Origin of the sequence: Paraburkholderia sp. RL17-337-BIB-A (assembly GCF_046025895.1) — a bacterium.
Taxonomy (GTDB): domain Bacteria; phylum Pseudomonadota; class Gammaproteobacteria; order Burkholderiales; family Burkholderiaceae; genus Paraburkholderia; species Paraburkholderia fungorum_C.
In genome coordinates this window covers 241,416-267,489 of the sequence record NZ_JARESY010000003.1, presented here as the reverse complement: position 1 = coordinate 267,489, position 26,074 = coordinate 241,416, and the positions used below count along the sequence as shown (strand labels likewise).

The 26,074-nt window shown below is 60.2% G+C and carries 22 protein-coding genes and 4 pseudogenes; 15 read left to right on the top strand and 11 right to left on the bottom strand.

The window, feature by feature from the left end; translation table 11 throughout:
• Positions 1 to 363: 363 nt before the first annotated feature.
• From P0D84_RS38995 to P0D84_RS38975, 5 genes and pseudogenes are all read right to left on the bottom strand, one after another.
• Positions 364 to 705: a type II toxin-antitoxin system RelE/ParE family toxin gene (locus tag P0D84_RS38995; RefSeq protein ID WP_408347076.1), complete on the bottom strand. Its 342-nt coding sequence runs from the start codon at positions 703 to 705 to the stop codon at positions 364 to 366.
• Positions 705 to 989 carry a type II toxin-antitoxin system Phd/YefM family antitoxin gene (locus P0D84_RS38990; protein WP_408347073.1) on the bottom strand — a complete coding sequence of 95 codons (285 nt, stop codon included), beginning with the start codon at positions 987 to 989 and terminating at the stop codon, positions 705 to 707. Before P0D84_RS38990 ends, P0D84_RS38995 begins: the two co-directional genes overlap by 1 nt.
• Before the next feature lie 256 nt (positions 990 to 1,245).
• Positions 1,246 to 1,704: a hypothetical protein gene (locus tag P0D84_RS38985; RefSeq protein ID WP_408347070.1), complete on the bottom strand. Its 459-nt coding sequence runs from the start codon at positions 1,702 to 1,704 to the stop codon at positions 1,246 to 1,248.
• Between the two features lie 417 nt (positions 1,705 to 2,121).
• A pseudogene (locus tag P0D84_RS38980) lies at positions 2,122 to 3,292 on the bottom strand (IS91 family transposase).
• A gap of 21 nt (positions 3,293 to 3,313) precedes the next feature.
• A pseudogene (locus P0D84_RS38975) lies at positions 3,314 to 3,478 on the bottom strand (tyrosine-type recombinase/integrase); the annotation flags it as partial.
• Positions 3,479 to 3,633: 155 nt separating this feature from the next.
• Here P0D84_RS38975 and P0D84_RS38970 point away from each other — a divergent pair.
• The 3 genes from P0D84_RS38970 to P0D84_RS38960 are packed head-to-tail and all read left to right on the top strand — an operon-like array spanning position 3,634 to position 6,115.
• Positions 3,634 to 4,872 carry a site-specific integrase gene (locus P0D84_RS38970; protein ID WP_408347067.1) on the top strand — a complete coding sequence of 413 codons (1,239 nt, stop codon included), beginning with the start codon at positions 3,634 to 3,636 and terminating at the stop codon, positions 4,870 to 4,872.
• A complete protein-coding gene (locus P0D84_RS38965) occupies positions 4,869 to 5,813 on the top strand; it encodes a tyrosine-type recombinase/integrase (protein WP_408347064.1) in 945 nt (314 codons plus the stop codon). The genes P0D84_RS38970 and P0D84_RS38965 overlap by 4 nt, the downstream gene beginning before the upstream one ends.
• Positions 5,810 to 6,115, top strand: a complete 306-nt coding sequence (locus P0D84_RS38960; RefSeq protein ID WP_408347061.1) for a site-specific integrase — start codon at positions 5,810 to 5,812, stop codon at positions 6,113 to 6,115. The genes P0D84_RS38965 and P0D84_RS38960 overlap by 4 nt, the downstream gene beginning before the upstream one ends.
• Here the strand turns inward: P0D84_RS38960 and P0D84_RS38955 are convergent.
• Positions 6,108 to 6,812, bottom strand: coding sequence for an IS6 family transposase (locus tag P0D84_RS38955; RefSeq protein WP_408349651.1), 705 nt, complete (start codon positions 6,810 to 6,812; stop codon positions 6,108 to 6,110). The two genes, P0D84_RS38960 and P0D84_RS38955, sit on opposite strands and share 8 nt — an antisense overlap.
• A gap of 177 nt (positions 6,813 to 6,989) precedes the next feature.
• On the opposite strand from P0D84_RS38955, the gene P0D84_RS38950 reads away from it, so the two are divergent.
• The 12 genes and pseudogenes from P0D84_RS38950 to P0D84_RS38890 all read left to right on the top strand — a co-directional run bounded on the left by P0D84_RS38950 (position 6,990) and on the right by P0D84_RS38890 (position 21,492).
• A complete protein-coding gene (locus P0D84_RS38950; RefSeq protein ID WP_408347058.1) occupies positions 6,990 to 7,949 on the top strand; it encodes a hypothetical protein in 960 nt (319 codons plus the stop codon).
• A 138-nt stretch (positions 7,950 to 8,087) separates the two neighbouring features.
• Positions 8,088 to 9,374 (top strand): acyltransferase family protein, encoded by a 1,287-nt coding sequence (locus tag P0D84_RS38945; protein WP_408347055.1) that lies wholly within the window; start codon positions 8,088 to 8,090, stop codon positions 9,372 to 9,374.
• Between the two features lie 22 nt (positions 9,375 to 9,396).
• Positions 9,397 to 10,341, top strand: a complete 945-nt coding sequence (locus tag P0D84_RS38940; RefSeq protein ID WP_408347052.1) for an aldo/keto reductase — start codon at positions 9,397 to 9,399, stop codon at positions 10,339 to 10,341.
• A gap of 191 nt (positions 10,342 to 10,532) precedes the next feature.
• Positions 10,533 to 11,015, top strand: coding sequence for a hypothetical protein (locus P0D84_RS38935; protein ID WP_408347049.1), 483 nt, complete (start codon positions 10,533 to 10,535; stop codon positions 11,013 to 11,015).
• A gap of 8 nt (positions 11,016 to 11,023) precedes the next feature.
• A pseudogene (locus P0D84_RS38930) lies at positions 11,024 to 11,137 on the top strand (DDE-type integrase/transposase/recombinase); the annotation flags it as partial.
• 229 nt (positions 11,138 to 11,366) lie between these two features.
• Positions 11,367 to 11,609, top strand: a complete 243-nt coding sequence (locus P0D84_RS38925) for a DUF6429 family protein (protein ID WP_408347046.1) — start codon at positions 11,367 to 11,369, stop codon at positions 11,607 to 11,609.
• Between the two features lie 359 nt (positions 11,610 to 11,968).
• On the top strand, positions 11,969 to 14,335 hold the full coding sequence (locus tag P0D84_RS38920; protein WP_408347043.1) for a polysaccharide biosynthesis tyrosine autokinase: 2,367 nt from the start codon (positions 11,969 to 11,971) through the stop codon (positions 14,333 to 14,335).
• Between the two features lie 75 nt (positions 14,336 to 14,410).
• Positions 14,411 to 15,556, top strand: a complete 1,146-nt coding sequence (gene vioA / locus P0D84_RS38915) for a dTDP-4-amino-4,6-dideoxy-D-glucose aminotransferase VioA (protein ID WP_408347040.1) — start codon at positions 14,411 to 14,413, stop codon at positions 15,554 to 15,556.
• Between the two features lie 5 nt (positions 15,557 to 15,561).
• A complete protein-coding gene (locus P0D84_RS38910; protein WP_408347037.1) occupies positions 15,562 to 15,729 on the top strand; it encodes a WbqC family protein in 168 nt (55 codons plus the stop codon).
• A gap of 286 nt (positions 15,730 to 16,015) precedes the next feature.
• Positions 16,016 to 16,768, top strand: a complete 753-nt coding sequence (locus P0D84_RS38900; protein WP_408347034.1) for an IS6 family transposase — start codon at positions 16,016 to 16,018, stop codon at positions 16,766 to 16,768.
• A 529-nt stretch (positions 16,769 to 17,297) separates the two neighbouring features.
• Positions 17,298 to 19,718, top strand: a complete 2,421-nt coding sequence (locus P0D84_RS38895; protein WP_408347031.1) for a two-partner secretion domain-containing protein — start codon at positions 17,298 to 17,300, stop codon at positions 19,716 to 19,718.
• A gap of 13 nt (positions 19,719 to 19,731) precedes the next feature.
• Entirely contained in the window at positions 19,732 to 21,492 is a 1,761-nt protein-coding gene (locus P0D84_RS38890) for a ShlB/FhaC/HecB family hemolysin secretion/activation protein (RefSeq protein WP_408347027.1), read from the top strand.
• A gap of 23 nt (positions 21,493 to 21,515) precedes the next feature.
• Here the strand turns inward: P0D84_RS38890 and P0D84_RS38885 are convergent, their stop codons facing one another.
• From P0D84_RS38885 to P0D84_RS38865, 5 genes and pseudogenes are all read right to left on the bottom strand, one after another.
• Positions 21,516 to 22,337: a LysR family transcriptional regulator gene (locus P0D84_RS38885; protein ID WP_408349687.1), complete on the bottom strand. Its 822-nt coding sequence runs from the start codon at positions 22,335 to 22,337 to the stop codon at positions 21,516 to 21,518.
• 81 nt (positions 22,338 to 22,418) lie between these two features.
• Positions 22,419 to 22,724 carry an adenine nucleotide alpha hydrolase family protein gene (locus P0D84_RS38880; RefSeq protein WP_408347024.1) on the bottom strand — a complete coding sequence of 102 codons (306 nt, stop codon included), beginning with the start codon at positions 22,722 to 22,724 and terminating at the stop codon, positions 22,419 to 22,421.
• A gap of 186 nt (positions 22,725 to 22,910) precedes the next feature.
• A pseudogene (locus P0D84_RS38875) lies at positions 22,911 to 23,090 on the bottom strand (DDE-type integrase/transposase/recombinase); the annotation flags it as partial.
• A gap of 114 nt (positions 23,091 to 23,204) precedes the next feature.
• The gene (locus P0D84_RS38870) at positions 23,205 to 24,110 is read right to left on the bottom strand and encodes a group II intron reverse transcriptase (RefSeq protein ID WP_408349684.1); all 906 of its coding nucleotides are present in this window, start codon (positions 24,108 to 24,110) and stop codon (positions 23,205 to 23,207) included.
• A complete protein-coding gene (locus P0D84_RS38865) occupies positions 23,998 to 25,839 on the bottom strand; it encodes a recombinase family protein (protein WP_408347022.1) in 1,842 nt (613 codons plus the stop codon). Before P0D84_RS38865 ends, P0D84_RS38870 begins: the two co-directional genes overlap by 113 nt.
• Positions 25,840 to 26,074: the final 235 nt, after the last annotated feature.

Sequence of the window (26,074 nt, the reverse complement as noted above, 5' to 3'; positions counted from 1 at the left end):
AGCTCCTGTCTTTCCTTCCTGGCCAGCTTCACTGGCGTTGCATGGCGTCCTCGACTCATACCGCCAGGATAAACCATGCAATCAATTATTAAAAGTAATTGCGGGATGTTGTACTAGTCCCAATACTCAATCACCGATACAGCTCATGCTAGCGTGGGGAGTTCAGAATTATGGGGTGGCAGTTCACGCATCTCAGATCTGCGACGGCTCGCTTGCAGCGGTCAAGCAGGTGCGATCCGCTTTGACGCGACTGCATCCAGCGACGAGAGGACATCCGGAACTTCACTTCGCCGCGCCACAGACGGACGATCACCAGCATTTAGGCGTAATCCGTTGAAGACAGGCCGTGCGGAGGGTCATTCCTTACTGGCGTGAGCGCAACAGTCGCTTCTGAAGAAGCGTGCGCAAATCGCGGCGCGTATCAGTGACGACGTGAATGTAAATTGTGCCGTCGCGCACCTCATATATAACCCGGTTCTGGCCGCTTAACGCTTCCCGGAAGTTCAGACCGCCGAAATCTGAAAGCTCCGCCGGAACGTAACCGCTTTGCGGGAACTGCCTGATATTTCCAAACGTGACGGCCAATTGTGTGGACGTTTGCTTCCACGTCTCAGCACTGAAGCTCTTGAGGATGTAGCGACGCAAATCTTTTGTATCCTCTTGCGCCTCTTCGAGAATCACGAGCTTGAACTTCGTCTGCACCATTAGCCGATCTTCTCCTTCCGATCAAGGTCGTCGAGTTCGGCGAGAAATTCGTCGGCATCCTTGAATTTACCCTGCTCGATGTCCTTCTGGCCCAAGGCCAGAATTTTGAGCAGCGCCAGCGTTTGCTGGGTGTCCTCATAGCTTTGCACGTCCTGAACGACGAGCTTCGCTTCGCCGTTCTGCGTGATGAGCAGCGGCTCGCCAGAAGCCGTCAAATCTTTGACGATCTGCGCTGCGTCGCTTTTCAGGTAGCTGATTGGCTTTACGTGGTCTGCCAGGCGCATGTCTGATCCTCCATTCGTCGCGTCATTAAGACCGAATATAGACTAAATTCAGTCTTATGCAAAGTCCTGAATCAGGCTGCGCCGCTCGCGATCCGTCCCTGGGAGCTCATTTGCCCGAGTCCCCTACAGACAAGCGGGTTGCAACCGAAAGCTGACGATTTGAACTAAGACGTTCACTGTCGAGGCCATTCTGAAATGTCAAATTTAGTATTCCCATCTATATTTCCGCAGAGAAAGCGACTCACCAGAGCCTCGACTAAGGCGACATCGAAATCGGAGAGTCGCTATTCCCCGTCAGAAAACACCTCAGCTGTCGCTCGGCTTCCAGGACCTCATGCAGTCGCGCGCTTGCGAGCTGGGCGTCATAGAGCGAAAGCAGCGTTTCGAAATCACTGATGACATCAGACGCAATTCGCCATTTACCGGTCTCATGCGCGTGCGCCAGCGTGTTCTCAGCGGCATATTCGGCGATCTTGAACTGCTCGGGCGGCAGATTTCCATAACCGGCGCGCTGCAGGTACCAGCTCAGGTACACCGCATGCATGAGCTCGTTGATCAGGTGGCTATTGCCATGGCCGTCACGACAAGCAGCCAGTGCAAGATGACACGATAGCGAACGTTTACTGGCAGAGGACCGGTCCATCGGCAACAGAAGCGTTTTCGTGAGAGGCTTGCGGGCTTGGCCACCGCGAGACTTGCTTTGCCTGAAGGACATTTTTGACGTTATGGCTGGAGAAGCGAGAAATTATAGCGAACCCTGTCCGCGATTGTCCGTAGTCGTTAAGGGTTATTCGATGCCTGCCATCGGCCACAGGAATGTGACGGGGTCTGTGCGCGTGTTGGCAGGCGTCGAATAAGCCTCGATGGAGGAAACCGCGGAGTGCCCCGATGCGGTTGGAGCTTCGCGGCTATGGCGATTGATCGGGCAGGATGCCCAGCGGTGCCGGATGCGGCGCGGCCAGGCGGGATGCTTGATGCACGCTGACGCAGTGATGAAGCGGCGCAGTGGCGCAATTGTGGTGGCGAAGCGGACGTGCGAGGGACTGCGCGAAGCGACACGCGCAAACGTCCGCTCGTGGGCCGCGTTGCCGCAGAGCCGACGTTCGACAGGCAGATCGAGCAACTGTTGCGCTCATGTCTGACTCCGGTACATCGGCGGTGCGCGGATCGGGGCGCTGCGCGCGAGGATGTCGATGACGATCATCGGTGCGCCGCAGTGCCGGCAGATGAAGACGGGCCGGGTCTGGATGACGGTGTCATCGGGTGGCGGGCTGACCTCCGGTGCGACGTGCAGGAGGTCCCGCACCTTCGCGAGACTGGCGCGGCGCACCGGGTTGGCGAGCAGTCCGTAGTGACGGATGCGATGGAAGCCACCGGGCAGCACATGGAGCAGGAAGCGGCGCATGAATTCGCCGGTTTCGAGGGTCATGGTCTTGTAGCGGGTGCGTCCCTTTGCACGGTAGTCCTTCCAGCGGAACGTCACGCCGCGCTCATCGAAGGCGACGAGGCGCCGGTTGGAGATGGCGACGCGGTGCGTGTAGCGTGAGAGGTACTCGAGCACCGCTTCCGGTCCGGCGAACGGGCGCTTGGCGTAGACCACCCATTCGCAGGTACGTAGCGGCGCAAGCCACCGGGCAAAGGTGGCGGGATCAGCGAGCCCGGTGTACTCGCCGAAGAACTGCAGGTCGCCACGGTGGTGAGCCGACTGGAGTGCCTCGAGGAAGCGGCGCCGGAACAGGCGTGACAGGACACGCACGGGCAGGAAGAAGCCGGGCCGGCAGGCGATCCAGCGCTCACCGTCAGGCGACAGCCCGCCACCGGGTACGATGCCGTGCACATGCGGGTGATGCGTGAGCGCCGAGCCCCAGGTGTGCAGTACGAGCGTGGCGCCAATCTGGGCGCCCGAGATGCCTGGGATCCCCGGCGATCGTGCGCAGCGTGTCAGCGGCGATGTCGAGCAGCAGGCCGTAGATGATCCGTTTGTTGTACCAGGCGATCGCACTGATGGGTGCGGGAAGCGTGAAGACGACGTGGAAGTACTCGATGGGTAGCAGATCGGCCTGGCGTGCGTTCAGCCAGCGGTGTGCGGCGCTGGCCTGGCACTTCGGGCAATGCCGGTCCCGGCACGAGTTGAAGGACACCTCCGCCTTTGCGCAGCCTGAACAGCGCAAGACATGTCCGCCCAGTGCCGCCGTGCGGCACCGTTCGATGGCTGACATGACCTTCAGCTGCCCCAGACTCAGGCGTGTCGTGGCTCGCCACGCCGGCCCGTGGCTGCGGAAGATGTCCGCAACCTCCAGCATGAGATGCTGCAGGGTATGGGCTTATCCAGGTGGCAGGCGGTCCAGTGGACTGGTGACTTCATGCAGCAGGTCGGTGGCCACCTGCACATAAAGTGCGGTGTTCTCAAGCTTGGCGTGGCCGAGCAGAACCTGGATCACGCGGATATCCACCTTCTGTTCGAGGAGATGCGTCGCAAAGCTGTGGCGCCTATGTCGCCGGGTAGATAGGCGTCACTATGTGCCGTTCCCGACTATGTCGGGTAATCCGGAGATAGCGCGGATTTCACGGGCGATTCAAGCGATCGACTGGAGATAGTCTTGACTCCTTCCACCAGCCCCCGCATGTCGGGAAGGAGCTCATCGTGAAGTACGTCGTCCATGATCAGGTTGTGCTGTCGCGACCGCCTGAAGGGCCGCTTGCTGCCTATATCGCATCATTTGCGAGATCGCTCAGTGAGCAGGGATACAGCGCAGGATCGCTGAAGCAGCAAGTACGGATCGCAGCGGGGTTTAGCCGTTGGCTTGAACAGACGGGTCTCGGAGTGCGCAGCATCTGCGCTGATCACGCGATACGGTATTTACGATATCGTGCGCGACATGTTCAACCCCGCCGGGGGGACCAGGCTGCGCTCAGACACCTCATTGATTTTCTGCGCCAGGAGCAACTGACTCCTGCGGAGCGGGTACGACTGACCCGACTGCTGCCTACTGAGTGCTGCGTACAGGCATACGTGGCGTACTTACGCGAAGCGCGTGCCTTGGCCACAGCGACGATCGTCAACTACGTGCCGTTCGTCCGCGGTTTCCTTGAAGACTGTTTCGGTAAAGGACGCGTCACACTCTCTCGCCTCTGTGCTGGCGATGTCGTGAGATTTGTACAACGTCAGGCGCCGCGTTTGCAGCCGAAGCGTGCGAAGCTTCTGACCGCCGCGCTGCGATCCTTCCTACGCTATGCGCGCTATCGCGGGGACATTACCCTGGATTTGTCCGCCGCAGTTCCAGTCGTGGCCAACTGGTCGATGCCGTCAATACCACGTGGGATTACCCCAGATCAAACACGGCAGTTGTTAGCCAGCATCGATCGACGAAGCGGAACCGGTCGTCGCGACTATGCCATTTTGCTTTTGCTTGCTCGATTGGGGGTCCGCTCCGGGGAAGTAGCAGCACTTGAACTGGATGATATCGACTGGAGCGCGGGACGTTTGAACGTGCGAGGTAAGAGCGGGCAGCGCAACGAGTTGCCATTGCCCGTCGACGTCGGCAAAGCGATCGCTACATACCTGATTCGTGGGCGACCGCGTAGCACATGTCGTCGTGTGTTTCTGCGCGCCCGAGCCCCGATCACAGGGTTTAGCGGGCCAAGTGCAGTTAGTTCGGTTGTGCGGCATGCCCTCCAGCGTGCTGGCATCGACGCCCCAACTATGGGGGCCCACCAGTTTCGTCACGGATTGGCGACTGAGATGCTGTGCCATGGTGCCTCGCTCGGTGAGATAGGAGAGTTGCTGGGGCATCAACACCCGCAGACCACGACGATCTACACCAAGGTTGACATCAAGGCGTTGCGCACGCTGGCTGTGCCATGGCCGGGAGGTGTGCAATGAACTCGCTCCGGCAGGCTGTTGCTGCGTATATCAATCTTCGACGCAGTTTGGGATTCAAGCTGCATGATGCGGGCAAGTCGTTACTCGATTTCGTCACGTTCATGGAGCAGCATCGCGCCCCCTACATCACGCAGGCATTGGCTCTCGCCTGGGCGCAACAACCACTCGGCGTCCAACCTGCACACTGGGCGAAACGACTCAGCTTCGTACGCGAGTTCGCACGTCATCGCAGCGCCACCGATTCGCGCACCCAGATTCCAGCGCAAGGGCTGCTGCCGTTCCAACCGAAACGGGTTCGACCGTACCTGTATTCGGACGATGAGATTCGAAACTTACTGCGGGCCACCCTTCAAATGCGATGTCGATATGAGCGCAGTGCACTGCGGCCCAGGACGTTCTATTGCCTGTTTGGGTTGCTAAGTGTGTCAGGTATGCGGCTCGGGGAAGCCCGCAATCTTGAGGTTCGGGATGTGGATCTCACCACTGGGGTGCTTACAATCCGTGGCACCAAATTCGGTAAGTCCCGCCTCATGCCTTTGCATGACTCGACTCGCGAAGTGCTTGCCGACTACATCGAGCGACGTAATCGTCATTGGGCCGGTCGGCCAGTGTCTTCCTATCTGTTCGTTTCCAACCGGGGCAATCGTCTGGATGGCGCAGAGGTACATCGGACTTTCTATGCGCTGTCGCGACAGGTCGGCCTGCGTGGTGCTTCCGACCATCAGGGACCACGCCTGCACGATATGAGGCACACCTTTGCGACGAACACACTTGTCCACTGGTACCGGTCTGAACAGGATCCAGAGCGTCGCCTCCCGATCCTGTCAGCCTACCTCGGCCACGTCAATGTCGCCGATACGCAGTGGTATCTAAGCGGCTCACCGGAACTCATGCACGAGGCCATGCGCCGGCTCGAGCAGCGCTGGGAGAAGCGGCCATGACCACCCCCGCCAGCTTCGCTCCGTTGCTCGAGCGTTTCTTTACACAGCGACTGATGCAGCAGCGCCAGGCGAGTCCTCACACAATCAGTTCCTATCGCGATACCTTCCGTCAATTTCTGAAGTTCGTACAGCAGCGTTTGCATAAACTACCGTCACGCCTGAATTTTGAGGAAATCGATGCCCCTTTGATCGTCGCGTTTCTGGACGACCTGGAGAAACACAAGGGCGTAAGCATTCGCGGTTCTGTCGCAGTAAGGAAATTAGGAAGAGTCGGGACGGAACCGATAGGAATGCTTATTTAGCAAGATCGTAGAACTGTTCGGCGACTGAACGATGCCGTCCACCGTCACTCTTCATCTGCCCTTTCGCTATCATATGCATGAGTTCGATACCACCTAAAATGACGCGGGCGCAACGAAAGCTCTTGAATCCTAGCATTGGTCGTGCGATGCGTTTGATCGCTCGATGGTCCTGCTCGACCACGTTGTTCAGATACTTCGATTGTCGAATTTTGATCGGCATTTCGCGATCAACATTGATCGCATTTAGCCCTGCAAGATTCGCCCCACTCTTGTCGATCGTCACCATCTCCGGTACGCCGTTCCCAGCGATCGCCTTTTCAAAATAGCGCCGGGCGGCGCCCTTGTCCCGCTTGGCGCGGAACAGGAAGTCAACCGTGTCGCCGGCCTTATCGACGGCCCGATACAAGTACTTCCATTCGCCCTTGACCTTGATGTAGGTCTCATCCATTCGCCAACTTCGACCGACCTTTTGCTTGCGCGGTCCGAATGCCTTCCCGAGCGCAGGCAGCAGCTTGATAGCCCACCGGTGCACCGTCGAATGGTCGACCGACACTGCCCGCTCGGACATCATTTCTTCCAGATGACGCAGACTCAACGGGTAGGCGACGTACCAACGTACGCATGTCAGCATTATGTCCAGCGGGTAGTGCAGCCGTTTGAGCGCCTTGCTCACCGCTGCGTTCGGGGTCTTAATCATTCGATACATCGCTCGTCTCGTGACCGATCACCATAGCAGATCGGCTTACTGCGACAGAACCCCCACTACGACGTGACCGTGCTGCGCGGTTGTGAAGTTGAGACGATCCGGCGTCGTGAAGGCGGCCGATTCGACATCGTTTACCGTGACGTTAGCGACCGAGCGATCCAGAACACCGTGTCGAGCGACACCATCGTGATGAATCTCGGTGGCGCGCAACGCGCGGACGAGATCGAAGGACTATGTCGCGGACTTGGGCTTCCGTCGCCGGGCATCGACGTCAAGACGTATGCTTCGGACGATCTGCTGACACTGACGACCCCAACGCTGCTGGCGAGGTTCGCACCTTGTTTCGCACACGGCGAAACGCGGCGTACGAATCGGATTACGATCATCGGCGGTTCGCACAGCGCGTTTTCGGTCGTCGACCGTCTCGCGGTGGAACTCGGCTGCGTCGGCCTGGACGAAATCGCCGTGATTCACCGTTCACCGATCCGGCTCTTCTTCGAAACGGTAGAAGAAGCGCATGCCAATGGCTATGCGGTCGACGAAGCGAACGACATCTGTCCGGTTACGAAGCGTGTGAATCGTTCGAGCGGCCTGCGCTACCGAGCATTCGACGTCGCGCGTTCGATCATGGCTGCGGGACACGTGCCCGGCGCAAAACCCCACGTTGAACTGATCGAGACCGGATCGGGGGACGCGGCCCGCACGCGCGCCAGGTACTGTCTACGTAATTCGATCGCCGTGATCCATGGGGCGGGGTATGGCCCGAATTTGCCGGCACTGGTCGACCACTGCGGCAACGCGATCGCCTTGCAGTCAGGTCAGGGGGGGCTCGTGTCCGATACGTTCGGCCGCCCGTTCGACATGAACGGCGACGTAGTGCGCGGGCTGTTCTCGTTCGGCCTCGGCTCCGGCTTCCGGCCCGACGAGCAGATTGGAAGCGAGGCAGCGTTCCACGGACGCATTTATGGTGTGTGGATCTTCCACCATGCCATCGGCGCCGAGGTGTTGAACGGCGTGTTGGAAGCGCTGGTGCCGGCGTCGGCGGAGGAGGACGTCGCAGCGGCGCGTGACGAGCGCTGCTCGAAGTTGCCGGAAACGGCGCGCTCATATGCCGGAGGAGCCACTTGATATACCGATGGCGAGCAGGGCGCGGCGGCGATCTGCCACAGCCGCCTTCCCCGTTTGTCTTTTTTCCCCAACACGGCAGAGTCAACCGCGTCGAGCTACTCATGCCGTCGCGCACTGCCTTGCAATTCAGGACGCGTGATGCGCAAAAATGGCAACATCGAGGCGGACCGGGACAGCACACCTCAACGGCTCTGTGTCCTGGATTCTGTGCGCGGAGTTGCCGCGCTGATTGTGGTGATCCACCACTGCCTGCTGACGCTGCCGGCATTCAGCGACTACTTTTTCTCGACCTGGCGCACATCCGCTTCGGGTGTGTTCCAGACCATCATGTTCGACACGCCCGGCCGTGTGCTGTGGGCTGGTTTTGAAGCCGTCACACTCTTCTACGTTCTGAGCGGCCTTGTGTTGGCCTTGCCGTGGATCCAGGGTCGCCCACCGCGCTACGACACGTTCGCGATCAAGCGGATATGCCGTATCTACCTGCCCTATCTGGTCACGATGGCGATCGCTTCGGCACTAGCGGCGGCCTGCTCGTCATCAATGAACATTGCGGGGATGAGCCGCTGGTTCAGCCAATGGGGCTGGTCGAACAACATTACGGGCGTTGTGCTGCTCGACGCTGCCGTGATGGGCGGCGCCTACAATTTTATCAACGGGGCGGTTCATTCGCTGATCTGGGAGCTGCGCGTGTCGGTCATCTTTCCGCTCCTCGTGTGGCCCATCGTGCGTTGGCGCCTGCGCGGCGCGGCAGTCGTTATGACGGTCCTCGTGGGGATTTTCGCGGTCGCCCGAAGGCTCGAATATGGCAGTTTCGCGCCGGCCGGAGCGAACCCAGGCAGCGGCGTGCTTGCCAACGTAGGGTTCATTGCCTACTACGCCACATTCTTTGTACTCGGCATCGTCATCGCGCTCAACCTCACCCCGCTGCGCCGCTGGATGACCGCACTTCGCGGCCCGGCGCGTGCGGGGCTGCTTGCCACCGGGCTCGGTATCATGATGACACACTGGACGCGGATGAATCTGGTCCAGGCACTTGTCGTCGGCATCGGCGCCTCGATTGTACTGATCGCCGCGTTGTCGCCCGGACGGATCGAGCGCGTGCTTTCTTTACAACCACTGCGCTGGCTCGGGAAAATATCTTACGCGTTGTATCTCATACACCTGCCCCTGCTGCTGGTAAGTGTTGTCGCCCTGCACGGGATCCTGCCGCACGCGGTGATCCTCATTCTGGTTCCATTCGTTTCAATCGCCCTCGCCTGGCTCTTTAACGAGTGGGTTATAGAGCCGTCCGTGAAGCTTGGCAATACGTTGGCGCGGATGTGGCTCTCCGCTTTTGCCCCGGTGAAACAAGGAGAGCCTCTCTTCGAGTCCTCCTTAACCGGCAGCGTTGCCGATAGCCCAGACGTCGTCAACCAGCGGCGCTAATCTAATAACTGCGAGAAAGACCATGCAGAAACGCAATCTCGGCCATTCGGACATACAGATTGTGCCGCTTGGATTTGGCGGCAACGTGTTTGGCTGGACCGCGGACGAAGCGACTTCGTTCTCGTTGCTCGACGCGTTGACCGATGCGGGTTTGGACTTCATCGATACGGCGGACGTTTATTCGGCATGGGCACCCGGCCACACCGGCGGCGAATCAGAGACGATTATCGGCAAATGGTTCAAGCAAAGCGGCAAACGCGACAAGGTTGTGGTTGCAACGAAAATCGGCATGCTCAAGGGACGCGAGGGTTTAAGTGCCACCAACGTCCGCGCGGCCGTAGAGGATTCGCTAAGGCGCCTGCAGACGGACCGCGTAGACGTCTATTTTTCGCACAAGGACGACCTTGGCACGCCGCTTGAAGAGACGCTAGGCGCCTATCAGGATCTGATCAAGGCCGGCATGGTGCGTGTCATCGGTGCGTCGAACCATTCGGCTGAACGCCTCGTCCAGGCGGCGCGCGTCGCACAACAGCATCGCCTGCCTGGATATGAAGTCCTGCAACCGGAGTACAACCTGTACGCCCGCGCAGACTACGAGCAGAAACTGCAGCCGACTGTGCAAGAGCTCGGCCTTGGGGTCGTCACGTATTACAGCCTTGCGAGCGGCTTTCTGACTGGCAAATACCGGTCAGAGGCAGATCTGAACCAGTCTCCGCGCGGCTCGCGTCTTGGCACGTATTTCAACCCGCGTGGCAAGCGAATTCTGGCAGCCCTTGACGAGGTTGGCGAACAGCATAATGAGAAGCCAGCAGCGGTCGCGCTCGCCTGGCTGATCGCGCAGCCGACCATCACCGCGCCGCTCGCCAGTGCGACGTCAGTCAGGCAACTTGAATCGTTGTGCGCGGCGACGCGCCTGAATCTCAGCACCGATGACATCACAAGGCTGACTGACGCCAGTGCGTATTGAAGGCTGCGCAAGAGCGGCAGCGGTCGCATCCACGCGCTGCCCCCGGCGTCCACGCGTCGGCGCCGCTGCAACAGTCGACCGGCGCGGCGGCCCGCACTGGTCGTATAAGGTGCCACACACGACGTGCCATCCGCCTCATCCACGTTGGCGCGGCAACGCTGACGGGAATTATGACAGCAGGAGAACAACTAATGCGAGGATTCCTGTTCTGGTTGTCCGGCCGGCTGCCGTGCAAGATCATTCACGACAACGGCCAGTTGTACCTTGAGCGCTATTACCTCTTCACCGTGTTTGGCACCCGCTTCTACCTGCATCGGTTTATGGCGAGTGACCCTGATTGCGGACTGCACTCCCACCCGTGGCGCTGGGCACTTTCGATCATCCTCGCTGGCTGGTATTGGGAGATCAACAGCTACGGCACCGAGCGCGTTCGGTGGTTTAACTTCCTCGTCGGTGACAGCTTCCATCACGTTGTGCTGCCGCTCGATCGCGGCGTCAACAGTGTATGGACGCTCTTCATCCACCGCGCCGAGCGCGCCAAGTCCTGGGGCTTCCTGCGCGACAAAGGTCAGATTGGCATGATGTATGTGCCGCATAAGCCCGGTCCAGACGATGCATGGTGGATCGGGGCGCCGCGCGGCCGCTACGAGGTGCGGAGGATGCCGCGCCTGTGACAGTACCTCATCGAAACATCAAGTCCAGAACGAACGTGATGCTCGGATTCAAACGATTCAGGTGTGCGAAGACCACGATTTCAGGCATCGAGTTGATGCACCGCATCCGCAAGGGTCAGTTCAATCTCCGCACTCTCGAACTCAAGGATACTACTGCACCCGCCGTCTGGAATGCTGTCCTATTCAATAAATACGGCATCCTTATGTATTGGATACGTCTCGGCTTCACCGGCTGCACCAGAACCATAACGCGAACCCCAAACCGTTTGTCTGGAACAAGTCGGCGGATGAGATCCGGGCCAGCCTAGAACGCTTTTGTGTGCGGGTCCGGAAGGCTGCGGCAGCAGCATCATGAATATCAATACCGACGCAATTGATGAAGTTTCCCTGGCGCTTCTCTACCTGACCCTGCATGACCGATACCGGGCATGGAAAGGCTTCGACTGGGATGTGCTGAACCGACTCCATGAACGAGGCTTCATCGAAGACCCGGTCAACAAGACGAAGTCCGTGATCTTTACGGAAGAAGGACTGCGCGAGTCCGAGCGACTTTTTAATCAGTACTTTGTCATTCCGGAAGGAACAGGGAATTGATTCAACGAACTTCTAACTCACGACACTAGAAGCCTAGACTATTTGTCTGCAAACTTCCTGACTAATGAGTAACTGAACCAGCGCAGCCCAACGTGCGCTAAGCCACAGACTCCGAAGTGGCAAAGGCGGTATTGATATCACCCTTGCCCAGAGGTGCGTCGATGGACGCGGCTGCGACGAATCGGCGAGTGGCGGACCAGGCAACGACATCAATTCCGAGCCGGCGAGTCGCCGAACCAATGTGAATGTATCGATTTCGACCCCAGGCAAGTCCCAGGGCCGGTATCCAATGATCGACGCGGCGAAGCTTGTCGAACCATCGGAAAGCTTGTTACCCCCGAATCCAGGAGATGGCGCCTTTGAACACGCATATTCTCAATTCCGGATCGTCTCGCGCAGGCAACGAAGATGGCAACTTTTCGTTGCGTGACATGCTTCACCTGTTGCGAGACCATATCTGGACGCTGCTGGCATTCATCGCCATAGCGACTACGCTTGCGACCGCGTACGCCTTCCTCACGGCACCGACGTACACTGCCGACGTCATCGTGCGTGTCGACCCGTCCGCACCGCCCGACCCGAATGCGCTAGGCATTTCCCGCCAGGACGGCACGGCGCAACAGCAACCGGGCTTGCAAGCGACCGCCGCGGAAATCTCCGTCATGCAAAGCCGCTCCGTGCTGGAGCCGGTGATTCGCCGATTTCAGTTCGATGTCGAGGTCGTGCCGCATGCGTTCCCTATCCTCGGACATTTGGCAGAACAGTTTGCCTATCCCGACCACCCGTCGAAGCCGTGGTTGGGACTCAGCTCGTTCGCCTGGGGTGGCGAGAAGATCCAGATTCCTTCGCTCGAGGTGCCGCCAGGTCTAGAGGAAAAACCTCTCGAACTGACTGCTCTCGACAACGGACAGTACGAACTTCGCGCGCCCAACGGAGATCTCCTGATGCGTGGCGAGACAGGCAAGCCCGCGACCACGCCGGATGGGCTATCGATCACGGTCAAGGAACTCATCGCGAGGCCCGGCACCCAGTTCACGATCACCCATCGCAATATGATGGATGCAATCGATATGTTGCGCCGTCAACTCAAGATCGCCGAAGTAACCAAGGACACGGGAATCGTACAGATTTCCTTCGCCTCGGAAGACCGGTTGCTGCCCCCGGACGTCGCCAATGCGGTGGCTCAGCAATACATTGCATCGTCCGTTTCCAGCCGCCAGTCTAACGATGAGAAGACACTCAATTTCATCGAAGGCAAGTTACCGCAGCTAGACAAGGATCTCAAGCGTGCCGAACAGGCGTTGAGCGACTATCAATCGTCGACCGAGACCATGCGCCCGACGACTGAAGCGCAATCCTATCTGCAGGGAAGCATCGAGCTTCAGCAGCGCACCTCGAACTTGCAATTGCAACGCACGCAAGCGTCGTCGCTCTTCACGCCCAACAGCCCGCAGGTCAGGACGATCGACACGCAACTCGCCCAGTTGGCCGAGGCAAGACGTGCTTTCGACGCGCGCTTCACCAGCATGCCGACCTCTGAACGGCGCAACGCTGAGTTGACCCGCGACGTGAAGGTGGCGGAAACCATCTATCTGGGTATGGTCAACAAATCGGCGGAGCTTTCCGTTCGCCGCGCAAGTGCGACCGGTGGTGCACACGTTGTCGACGCAGCGTTGCAGCCATATCGACCGGTCAAGCCGAACCGCCCGTTGGTGATCGTTGCGGGTTGCGGGCTGGGCTTTTTCATCGGCGCATTCTTCATCGTGCTACGGCGCTATGCGACGACCGGCGTCACCGACCCGCTGTTTGTCGAACGGCGGCTGGACGTGCCAGTCCTCGGCGAAGTGCTGTTCAGCCGGCAACAGGCTCAACTGGAGAACGAGACATCGGTGCAGCCCTCGCAGGAATCGCTATCCGGGCGTGACGACAGCCTACCGGGCTTGCCCGATCCTAATGCGCTGACGTTGGACCCGCTTGATTCACAGCAGTCGAGGCCCGCTTTCGGCGCTGGATTAGCACGCGAGGCGGCCGCGCGGATTCTCGCCAGCCGACTGCCGCATGAGCCGTCAGTCGAGGCGCTTCGCGAGGTACGCACGCACGTGTGTCGCGATCGTCTGAACAAGAAAAACAACATTGTCATGTTGACGGGTCCGAGCCCGTCCACCGGCAAGAGTTTCGTCGCGACCAATCTTTCCATACTTCTCACGGAAGTCGGCTTGCGCATCCTGCTCATCGATGCCGACATGCGCCGCGGCAATCTCGCTTCCTTCTTCAAGCAATCCAATCGCGGCGGCCTGTCCGAGGTCCTCCAGGGCAAGCTCCGCAGCGCTGACGCCGTTCGGTCCGTTGGTGTTCGCGGCCTCTCCTTTATTTCGTGCGGTACCTATCCGGCCAATCCGTCAGAGCTGCTGATGATGCACGACTTCAAGCAGGTCGTTGATCAGTTAAGCGAGCAGTTCGACCTTGTACTGGTCGACACGCCGCCGTTCCTGGTGGTAACCGACGCCGCGATCATGGCACCCCACGCGGGCGCGACCGTCCTCGTGCTTCGCTCCGGCATGCAAAGCGAAGACGAGATCTCCGAAACAGTCAAGAAGCTGCGGCGCGCCGGAGGACGACTTCTGGGATCGGTGTTCAACGCGATACCCAAGCGGGCCAGCAACTGGAGAAGCTATGAGCAGGCCGCGCAGTACACGCGCACGCTCGACGAGACGAATGAAGTGTGACGCTGCTGAGCTCTACGGCAAGCGCGTTCGCGCAGCTTGCTCCCTGAAACACCTGTCCAAAACAGAGGAAAACAAATGAACGCTACTGTGCTGCTTCGCGCTATCGAGTCACCGATCGAGGAGCGTATCCACGTTACCCAGCCGCATCTCCCGCCGCTCGAAGAATTCATTCCCTATCTTCAACAGATCTGGGACAGTAAGGTGCTGACCAACGGCGGTCCGTTTCATCAACAGTTTGAAGCGGCGCTGTGCAAGTATCTCGGCGTCAAGCACCTTGCGCTGTTCACCAACGGCACGCTGGCCTTGCTCACCGCGCTGCAGGCGCTGCGCATCACCGGCGAGGTGATCACAACGCCTTATTCGTTCGTTGCCACCGCGCACTCCCTGGTCTGGAACGGCATCAAGCCGGTATTCGTCGACGTCGATCCGCACACGCTGAATCTCGACCCCGCCAAGATCGAGGCAGCGATCACGCCGCAGACCACCGCCATCATGCCGGTGCATTGCTACGGCAAGCCGTGCGACGTCGAAGCGATCCAGAAGATCGCCGACAACTACAATCTGAAGGTGATCTACGACGCGGCCCATGCTTTCGGCGTGCAGACCGAAACCGGAAGCGTGCTCGAGCACGGCGACCTCGCGGTCCTGAGCTTCCACGCGACCAAAGTCTTCAACACGTTCGAAGGCGGCGCGATCATCTGTCGGGACGCCAAGACGAAACAGCGCATCGACCATCTGAAGAACTTCGGTTTCGTCGATGAAGTGACCGTGGTTGCGTCCGGCATCAACGGCAAGGTGAGCGAGATCAACGCAGCATTCGGGTTGCTTCAACTGCGGCACATCGATGAAGCGCTGGCACGGCGCGCGCGGATCGACGCGATCTACCGCGAACGGCTGCACGACGTGCGCGGTATTACCTGCGTGCCGAAAGCGGGCGCGAAAGTGGCCAACCACTCGTACTTCCCGATTCTCGTTGGCCCGGACTACCCGATGAGCCGCGACGCGCTTTATCAGAAGTTCCGCGACGAGGACATTTACGCGCGCCGCTATTTCTATCCGTTGATCTCGGAGTTTCCGATCTACCGCGGCCTGCCTTCCGCGCACCCCGAAAACCTGCCGGTCGCGCACGCCGCTTCGCAACAGATATTGTGCCTGCCGATTTTCCCGGCACTGACGGACGGCATGCTCGATCGCATCATCGGGGTCATCGCGGATACCTGAACGTCATGAAGCTCGCGATCACGCAGCCCTACCTGTTTCCGTACGTCCGATGTTTCCAACTGGTGGCAGCCGTCGACAGGTCCGTCTTTTACGACGACGTGAACTTCATCAAGAATGTGACAGGGACACAACAAATGCGCGCGGTCGACATTTTAGTCGCACTTCTGAAATAGGGCCGGCCGACTAGCAAACAGGCGTGCGAAAAGTGCGTCCGGACGCTGACGAACGGTCTTCGTCGGCGGTCCGGATGTCATTCATTCGCGGCGTGGTTCGAAAAGCGCTGTTTTTGGGTGACACGCCGTTCCGTGGTGAACATGCACTTGGCGCGCGATGGTGCCGGCACGCCACTTCTCGACGTGGTAATAGCGCAGAATTTGCGCCTCAAGTTCTGCTCCGATGGTCATGGGGGCGCTGTCACGTTGCTGGGATGTTGCCGGAAATGCAGCGACAATTGTGGGTATGAAACGAACTGCTCTCCAACACAGCGCACCTGCCAACGATGCTATCTCCTATGCCGGCTACCGATTTCCGCCCGACGTGATCAGTTACGCGGTATGGCTGTACTACCGTTTTCCGTTGAGCCTGCGTATGGTTGAGGAGTTGCTGGCAGCTCGCGGCATTGACCTTACCTACGAAACGGTGCGCCGCTGGTCGGTGAAGTTCGGCCTGGGTATCGCCCGGCGCATCCGCTCTACCGCGCTGGCCCGAGGCGATAAGTGGCACCTCGATGAGGTGGTCGTGACGATCAACGGCAAGAAGCACTGGCTGTGGCGCGCGGTAGACCAGTACGGTGCGGTGCTCGACGTACTGGTGCAGAGCCGGCGCGACAGGCACGCGGCCAGGCGGCTCATGCGCAAGCTGCTCAAGAAGCATGGTCGCGCTCCCCGTGTGTTGATCACCGACAAGCTCAAGAGTTACGCCGCGGCAAACAGGGACCTTGGGCTGAACGTGGAACACCGGCAGCACAAAGGACTGAACAATCGGGCGGAGAACTCGCACCAGCCAACGCGGGTGCGCGAGAAGGTGATGCGCCGCTTCAAATCAGCGCGCCACCTGCAGCGATTCACGTCGGTCCACGACCAGGTGGCAAACCTGTTCATGCACTGCCGCTACAACGCGAACGCACAAGACAAGCGGCAGGCGCGCACGCAGGCTTTTGAAGCGTGGGAACCCGTGACCGGCAACTCAATGCTGGATCGCCTCTCCGCATAAATCAGGAATACTGATGTTCCACGTCTTCGCTCGCTCGACCATCAACAATGTGACAGTACCGACGGCACGCAGCAATCGCACGTTGGGCTGGACGCTGAAGTACGCTGATCCGAGCTGATCGCGCAGATGTGCCGGCCCTCTTGCCAGGGACGGCACTGTCCGCCTCTCCCATACCGCGGGATTTGTGCAGCTTTTCTTTTGTCACCGACGCGTGCCTTAGCCAAGAAACTTAAACAAGCGCTGCAAAGTTTCTCGGCGAAGCTGTTGCGCGCGCGAGTGACGCTCAAAGCCGCTGTGCGGCTGAAATCGGCCGCTGATCTCGCGCGACAAGGACGGCGCACCTTCGCTCCACAAATTGCAATTTGCGTAAAAATCGATTGATCGTACGTTAGCGTACACAGCGCAGAAATGTGCCGCTGCTACGATTGCACGTCCCGATGGACCGTGCGGCGCTTCGCGGTACTTCCCAGCGGCTACGACATCCAATGTTTGACGGCAGCAACGGCTTCTACCCATCGTGGAGGAAAACGTGATCTCGTCACAAAGTTTGTCCGTGGACTGGTCGAAGCCGTTCGACCGCACCCATTCGTCCTCACCCCATTCCGCCAATGACGCGTGCCGCGCGATGCCCGCCGCGACCCCACGCGCAATCGCACTCGCCGTCTCACTCGCGTTGCTACATGCGGGTGCTGCGCACGCGGCGCCACTGCCGCAAACTGGACAGTTCGTGGCGGGCAGCGGCTCGATCAGCGGCGGCGGCCAGGCGCTGACCATCAACCAGACCAGCACGCGCGGCGTGATCGACTGGCGCAGCTTTTCGATCGACGCCGGACGCAGCGTCACCTTCAACAATGGTAGCGGCGCGACGCTCAATCGCGTGACGGGCGGCGATCCGTCGGTGATCATGGGCCGCCTGATGGCCACCGGCAGCGTGTATCTGGTCAACCCGCAAGGCGTGCTCGTCGGTCCCAGCGGCGTGGTGTCCACCGGTGGGCGCTTCGTCGCGTCGAGCCTGGATGTGAACAACAAGGCGTTCATGCAGGGCGGACCGCTGACACTCTCCGGCGGCGGCAATGGCACCGTCGTCAATCTTGGCCAGATCGGTTCGAGCGGCGGCGACGTGTTCCTCGTGTCACGCCAGAGTGTCAGCAACAGCGGCAGCATCGATGCACCGCGAGGCACGGTCGAACTCGCGGCGGGTCAACAGGTCTTGCTCAACGATTCGTCCGCGGGACAACAAGTGTTCGTGCAGACTGGCTCGCACGGCGCCGTGCTCAACGAGGGCGCGATCCGCGCCGCGCAGGTGAGCCTGCAGGCAGCCGATGGAAACGTTTTCGCGCTCGCCGGCAATCATGCGGCGATCCGCGCGAGCGGCACTGCGTTGCGCGACGGACATGTCTGGCTCGTGGCGGCCCAGGGCACCGTGCATGCGCATGAGGCGATCTCGGCGGTCAACGCCAACGGCAGCGGCGGCACCGTCGAAACCACCGGCAACGCGCTCGACATCGCCGGCGCGACCGTGAGTGCGGGTCTCTGGAAACTCGGCTCACCGACCTTTACGCTCGATGCGTCCAGCGCGGCGACGCTCGCGAGCACCCTTGGCAGCGGCACGTCGGTCGATGTCCAGGCGACGGGCGCCAACGGTCAAAGCGGCAACCTGCAGGTGAGTTCGAACGTGCAATGGAGCGGCGGCGCGTCGTTGACACTGGCCGCCGCGCACAGCGTGACGATTGCGCCGAGCGTGACGCTCAAGAACAGCGGCACCGGCGCCCTCACGCTGCGCGCGGATGCGAATGCCATCGACAACGGCGGCAACGTGGCCAATCGCGGCACGATCGACTGGTCGGCGAGCAAGGGCACCGTCAGCATGCTGTATGACATGAACGGCAGCTATACGCCCGGCACGATCCTCGCGAACGCGGCCTGGAAGCCGGCGGCATTCAGCGGGCTTGTCACGCAAGTCACGGCCTACAAGCTGGTCAACAACCTCAAGGACCTGAAGAACGTAGCGCAAGATCTCGCCGGCAATTACGCGCTCGGCACCGATATCGACGCAAAATCCACGTTCAATTCGCCGTTCACGCCGATCGGCGCGTCGAGCGCGACACCCTTCACCGGGCAGTTCGATGGCATGGGACACACGATCGCCAATCTGTCGGTCAGCACCGCGACGTACACGGTCGACACACCGTTAGGGCTGTTCGGCGTGACGGGCCCGGCCAGCGTGGTGCGCAACGTGGGCGTGACCAATGCGGAAGTGGGCAACCCATTCGGCATCTTCGGCGCGCTTGCCGGCGTCAACTACGGGCTCATCACGTATGCGTACTCGAGCGGCGACGTGCGAAATCTCTCGGTTTCCGGATACGTCGGCGGCCTCGTCGGGCAGAACTACGGCACCGTCGAACGCTCGTGGAGCAGCGCCGGCGTGGGGTCTCAGACCGTCCTGGGCGGGCTGGTCGGCCTGAATGCGGGCACTATCACGCAATCCTACGCCACCGGTGCCGTGGGCGGCGGCAGCCATGCTCAAGCCGGCGGTCTGGTCGGGGTGAACAGCGGGACGATCAGCGAGTCGTACGCGACGGGGAGCGCAACCTCGCTGCTTGGCGCCGCCGGGCTCGTCTTCGAGAACACCAAAACCGGTGTGATCAAGCAATCGTTCGCCGCGGAGCCAGTGGGCGGCGGACCGCCGTTGGCCGAGTACGCCGGCGTCGTCGCCGCGAACGACGGCACGATCGCCAACAACGTCTACTGGAACGCGCAGGTCAGCGGGCGGCCTCATGCCGTATACATTGGCACGGGCAAAGCGCCACCTGATTCCAACGGACTGACGACCTCGCAGATGGGCATGGCGTCGAGCTACGATTCGTCGTGGAACTTCAGTGCCGCCGGCGCGTGGGCGATACCGTCCGGTGCGGTCTATCCGGTACTGCGCTGGCAATTGACGCAGTAACGGACCACGCGGCATGCGGGGTTCGGCGCCGGAGCGCAATTGCCGTGGCACAGTCGTCGCGCTGCACGTGGCCATCGCAACGGCCCTCGCCGGCGTCTGCACCCGCGCTGAGGCGCAGGCCTACCGCGATGTCGCGCCGATCGCGCCGCCATCCACGGCAAAGCCCGCGGCGCCGGTCTTGCCGCCGGAGCAGGCCGACTCGTCGCAAGACATTGCCGTCGCCACCTTGCGCGGGCTGCAGTTCGAGGCGGCGGACAACACCGCTGCGCCCGCGGCCCGCCAGGCTATCGTCGCGCTCGACTTGCCGCTGCTCGCGCCGGCCTTCCTGCAAAGCTTCGATGCGGACCTGGGCCGCCCGCTGACGTTCGACCGCCTCGCGCAAATCCGCCGCGCCGTGGTCCAGCGTTACCGCGACGCGGGCCAGCCCCTCGTCGATGTCTACGTGCCCGAGCAGGACGTCAGCGACGGCGTGGTGCGAATCGTCGTGGCGACTTTTCGCGTCGGCCAGGTCGTGGCGCGCGGCAACCGCTATTTCAAATCGAAACTGCTGACCGCCGAGATGCCGCTCATACCCGGTGAACCGGTGCACGAGGACGACGTGCAGGCGGGCATGGCGCTGCTGAACGCCAATCCATACCGGCGCGTTGACGTGATCTATGCGCCTGGCGCCGCGACCGGCACGACCGACGTCGTCCTGCAAACCGAGGACCGATTGCCGCTGCGCGTGTATGCCGGCTACAACAACGACGGCGTCCCGCAACTGGGCCGCGACCGGTTCGTGGCCGGCTTCGATTACGGCAATCTGTTCGGACTGGACCAGCGCATCGGCTATCAGGCGACCGCGAGCAACGACCTGTTCACGGGCAATCCGGATATACCGGGCCGGCCGAACCACGCGCGCTACATCGCGCACGCATTCAACTATGTGGCGCCGCTGTCCTGGCTCGACCGCATCGAGATCTTCGGGCTGTTCGCGCGCGCCACGCCGCGTTTGCCGGAGAGTTTCGGACAGACGGGGTTGAGCAGTCAGTGGAGTTTTCGCTATGACCATCGCTTGCCGACGCTAGCGGACTGGCAGCAGCAATTGCAGGCCGGCTACGACTTCAAGCGCTCGAACAACAACCTCGAGTTCGGCGGCTTCCAGGTTTTCGGCACCAACACGCATGTGCACCAACTGATGCTCAGCTACGACGCCGTGCATAGCGACAGCCTCGGCCAGACGCATGCGACGGCCACGGTGTTCTTCAGCCCGGGCCGTCTCGACTCCTCCAGCAACGACGAAGCCTACGACACCGCACGCGCCGGCGCCACACCGCGATACGGCTATCTGCAATTGTCGGCACAACGCGACCAGCCGCTTTACGCCGGCTTCGGCGTGACCGCGCACGGGCAGTTCCAATGGACCGCCAACACGCTGCTGCCGAGCGAGGAATTCAGCCTCGGCGGCGACGCCAGCGTGCGCGGTTACGATCCCTACGTGGCGCAGGGCGACCGGGGATGGAACCTGCAGACCGAGCTCAGCGCGCCACCGCTGACACTGGGCAGCGCGGCATTGCAGCCGTTCGTGTTCTTCGATGCCGGACACGTGTGGAATCGCAGTGTGCAGACGCTTGAAGCAAACAGCGTGTCGCTGGCAAGTGCCGGAGCGGGCCTGCGGATGCAGTTCGGCCGCTACGTGACTCTGCATGGCACGATCGGTTGGCCGTTAAAAAGCGTCGTGCCGAATGGATCGAAGGCGCCGCTGTGCGAGGTGTTTATCGTGATCGGCAGTTAGGATGCTCGTCCGTCGGCGGCTCATTAGCGCCGCAACTCGGAGACAATCTTCTCCGCCAGAAAATCGCACGGCGGACGCTTCGAAGCCGTGCTGCGCGCCAGCACCATTTCCAGCGCAGGGATCTCGGGCAATCCGTGCGCGCGGCCAAGGAGCGTGAAGTGTGCCGGCACCGCGCATCGCGCGAGCGGCACGATGGCCAGCCCCGCTTCGGCCATCGACAGCAGGCCCAGCAGACTTGGACTTTCATACGAGGTGGGGTAGGGAATCTTCGCGCGCTCCAGGCTGCGAATGGCGTTCTCCCGCGCGACGCTGCCCGGCAGGAACACCGCGATCGGCAACGGCCGTTCGCGCCATATTTCATCGGCGCTCGGTGCCGCTGCCCATTCCATTGGCTCGAGACGGATGAACTCGCCTGACAGGCCCTTGACTCGCGTCGCGCACACGAGATCGACCGAACCATCCTTCACCATCGGCGCAAGCGCGACGCTCGGCAGACCGACGACCTGAATCTTCACCTTCGGATAGGTCGCGGAAAACTTCTTGAGGATCGGCCGCAGCAGCGACGACGCGTAATCGTCCGGCACGCCGATGCTCACGCGCCCGGTCACGTCCGGCCGAACCACCGCCGCCCACGCCTCGTCGCGCAATGCGAGCATGCGGCGAGCGTAGGTCAGCAGCACTTCGCCGTCCTGCGTCGGGACCACGCTTCTCGGCTTGCGCAAGAAAAGCCGCTTGCCGAGCGCGGTTTCGAGCGTCTTGATCTGCATGCTCACCGCCGATTGCGAACGATGCACGACTTCCGCCGCCCGGCTGATATTGCCGGTGTCGGCGACGGCGACGATCATGGTCATGACGTCCAGGTCGAGACCTTTCAATTGGCCGATATCAGAAAAGTAGATAGATTCGATAAATATTACGCGATTTTCTCAATCGGCGACATCGGGCATAGTGGCCGCAAAGGAGCTAGTCCATGAACGCCCGTACCGACCTAGCATCGTTTCAATGTGTCGCGCGAGACTCACGTTTTCGATAGTCGTGTTGGCCGACGAGACAAAGTGCGATGCCTGCGTATGGCCCGTTGCAGCGACGCGACGGACTGCCTCGAGCATCAGGATGGTGGCGCAGGTCGAATCCTTGCCGCTGGCGGTGCCGCAGAGCGGGTGCACCGCGTGAATGAGACCGACGAGGACAGCAATCGCTGTCTCCATTTTTTCGAGAATGTCGTCGAACATAGTTGCTCCTTTGGACGGAGCACTCCCCTGCGGGAGTGGCTCCCGTAGGGGGTGAAGACTTGAGTCAGGCTTCCGCCACCGTCTGGATATGTTTCATCCATTCGGCAGCGGACTGGAGTCGTTGAACAAGCGGTTGTGTCGCGATAAGGCCGACAAGGCGAAAATTTCTTCTGTGGTAAGGATTCCTTACACCAGCAGAGAATAGAACTGAGCAGCCGCTGTTTGCGTGATGGTGGCGTCCTTCATTTGCCCTTTTCTGATCATGTTCATCACTTCGATGCCTGACAGAATGATGCGGGCGCACCGGAAATCCTTGAAGCCCATCATGGGGTTGATGATGCGCTTGATGGCACGATGGTCCTGGTCGGGTAGCAGCAGCGCATTGCTGCGCTGCTGCCCCCTAAGAACCGTACGTGCGCCTTTAGGCGCATACGGCTCAAGCCTCTGCAAAGGCATCTGTCGACACCCGGCAGTAAAACTTCATTTTCCGGCGTACTGCGGATTTCTACGGCAATTGAGATGGTTAACCTGGAGGTTGCTTGCTGCATCCGTGCCGCCGTCAGTTTGCTTCACAATATGCGTAACATCCCAGCGGGTGTTCATTGTGATGGGCTGCTGACAGTTGGAACACATGCCATCTTGCCTTACCCAGACACGGTACAGCTTACGGCGACCGCGCGTCGAGTTCAGCATCTTCTGGCCCCATCGGGATTCGAAGTATGGTGCCCATTGCGGATCGTGCGGATTTGCGCCCGCTCGGATCTTGATGTGCCGTTTTATCGGCGTGGCCGATTCCTTCAGCAAGGTGACCTCTCTTGTCGTGCCATCCTCTTTTTTTTCTGTGGCGGCAAATACCCAGTCCCGTAGACCTTTGGCCCTGAAGTATTTGCTTTTTATCCATCGGGCGCCTTTTTTAGGGTGCCTTCTGGCCGCCCATCGCCATAGCATTGACCAGACCTCGTGATCAACCCGATCGAAGGCTTTCTTGGCGACGACATGGCTATGGTAATTCGCCCATCCTCGTAAAACAGGATTGAGCAGCTTTACCAGGTTCGCCTGTTTAGCCGTCTTGTTGGCCTTGATGATTTCACGAATTTTGTCAAGATGTGCCTTGACGTTCGCTTTCGACGGCTTCATCAGTAGCTTGCCGTTGTACTTGCGAATGCTCCATCCGAGGAAATCAAACCCATCCTTGATGTGCGTTATCCTGGTCTTTTCTGGTGATAGGACCAGCCCGCGTTCCGCCAGGAATTCAGCTACTGCCGGCCTGACTTCATGTTCCAGCCACTCCTTCGAGTGGCCGGTAATAATGAAGTCGTCCGCGTAACGCACCATGTTCATTTTCAGTCCTCTCTGCTTCGCTCGCGGGAATTTTTCCGCTAGCATCGCTTCGAGGCCATCGAGCGTCATGTTGGCTGCCACCGGGGAAATTACGCCGCCTACAATGTTGCATACTTTTCACTCCATCGTCTGAATCATTCGAATTCTCGCCTGCGAGGAGACCTCCGGGCTGCGGATCGATCCGGAATACGACGAGGATTTCATCCTTGTGGATTTCGACACGCTTGACCAGAGCCAGTACGATCTTGCGCTTCGTTTCGAGATCGATCGTAGCGAGTTTGTCCGTAACGGCACTTGCAAATTCCTCCAGCCGGTTGATGACCAGAAACAGTTCACTTTGAGCCACCCCGTGCTGCCGGGATTCCTGGATCTGCTGATCGACCTGCTCTAGCCGGTTCTTCAACTGCTGTATCTTCGGCTCGAAGTCCGTCCTGTCGATGATACCGTCGGCATAGCTGTCGATGAGCCGGGACTTGCCTTTCTCCAACTGAAGCCTTTGCCTTTCCAGGCTGGCCGTATCGAAGCCACTATTCTCATTGCGCTCCATCGCATCCAGTCGTCGTTCATATTCCTTCTTCAGTCGACTCGGATGCCTCAACAGATCCGCGACCTGCTGCCATACGAGGTCATCGAGACGATCCGTTCGCACTTGCAGGTTGTCGCAGATGCGTTGACCACCGAAGCGATAGGCATCGGTTCCGACACAGCGGTAATAAGCATAATCTCGCTGATGCCCCTTGGCCGCCGCCTTGCTGACTTTCTTGCCGTAGTACGCGTAACGGCATTGCCCACAAACAGTCAGCCCCTGAAGCAGGTAGATCGGCGCGTTCTGGCGGCGTTGGCGCGCCAGCTTGCGATTCTCGGCAAGCTGCTCCTGGACTGAATGGAACATCGCTTCGCTAACAATCGCCGGCACCGGGATTTCGATCCACTGCTGCGGGTCCGTGGATGTTGTCGAGTATGCCCTCCTTGGCACATCGGCGCTGTGGCGTTGGGTGCGCACGCGGACATGCGGCAGGCGATCACGAGACTGGGTTTTACCGAACGCGGCCCGCCCCATGTAAGCGGGATTACGCAATATTCCCCATACCACACTACGGTCCCAGTACAGCTTGCCGGATGCCGTCACCGTGCCCGCCTCGGCAAGACGACGAACCACTTCGCCTATGCTCAGCCGGTCCATCCCGATCCACTGGAAGATAGTCTTTACCGTCGCCGCTTGCGGTAGTTCAATCACGTACTGGGCCGGTGTCCCATCGAGCTGCTTGCGGATATAACGGTAACCATAGGGAGCCGTCGATAGCACATTCACGCTTCCGCGCTTTGCGCTATGAAGCTTACCGCGTCGATTACGCTCGGTGATCTTTGCCCGTTCGTACTCCGAAATCATGCCCTGCATCTGCAACAGCAGCGACTCTTCCGGTGTCGCGCCAATCTCATGATTGAGAAACACCACCTGCACGCCACACGCAGAGAACTCCTCCATCAGCAATGCCTGGTGTGCATACTTTCGCGCCAGCCGGTCGGGAGACAGGATGTACAGCCGATCAACCAGCCCGAGTGCGGCACGGTCCCTGAGTCGCTCTAGCTGCGGTCTGATCAGCGTCGCACCGCTTATCCCGGCGTCTATGAAGCACATGTCGTCGACAAGATGCGCATCGTCAGCGGTAATGCGCTCCCTCAGCGCGGCAATCTGGCTTTCAATGGTGCCGCGTTTGGTCTGTTGTTCGGAGGATACCCGCGCGTAGAGCGCGACCATTGCAGCGTTGCTCATCGCTTACCTCGCTTGATAGCCGCTCGCCGTGTCGCCACGGGCCGAACAGCGGATGGCTGTGCCGTAGCGCGTGAATCTATCGGACTGAGCTGCTCGTACGCCTTCTGCAGCTGTTCGCCGGCATACCGGTTCGGTTCAAAGGCAAGACGGACACGCCAGTTCTTACGTCGTCCTCGGGTCATTGTCGCGCCTCCCTGTCGGCGGGAGCGAGGGTCTCAAGGACGAGAACCGCATC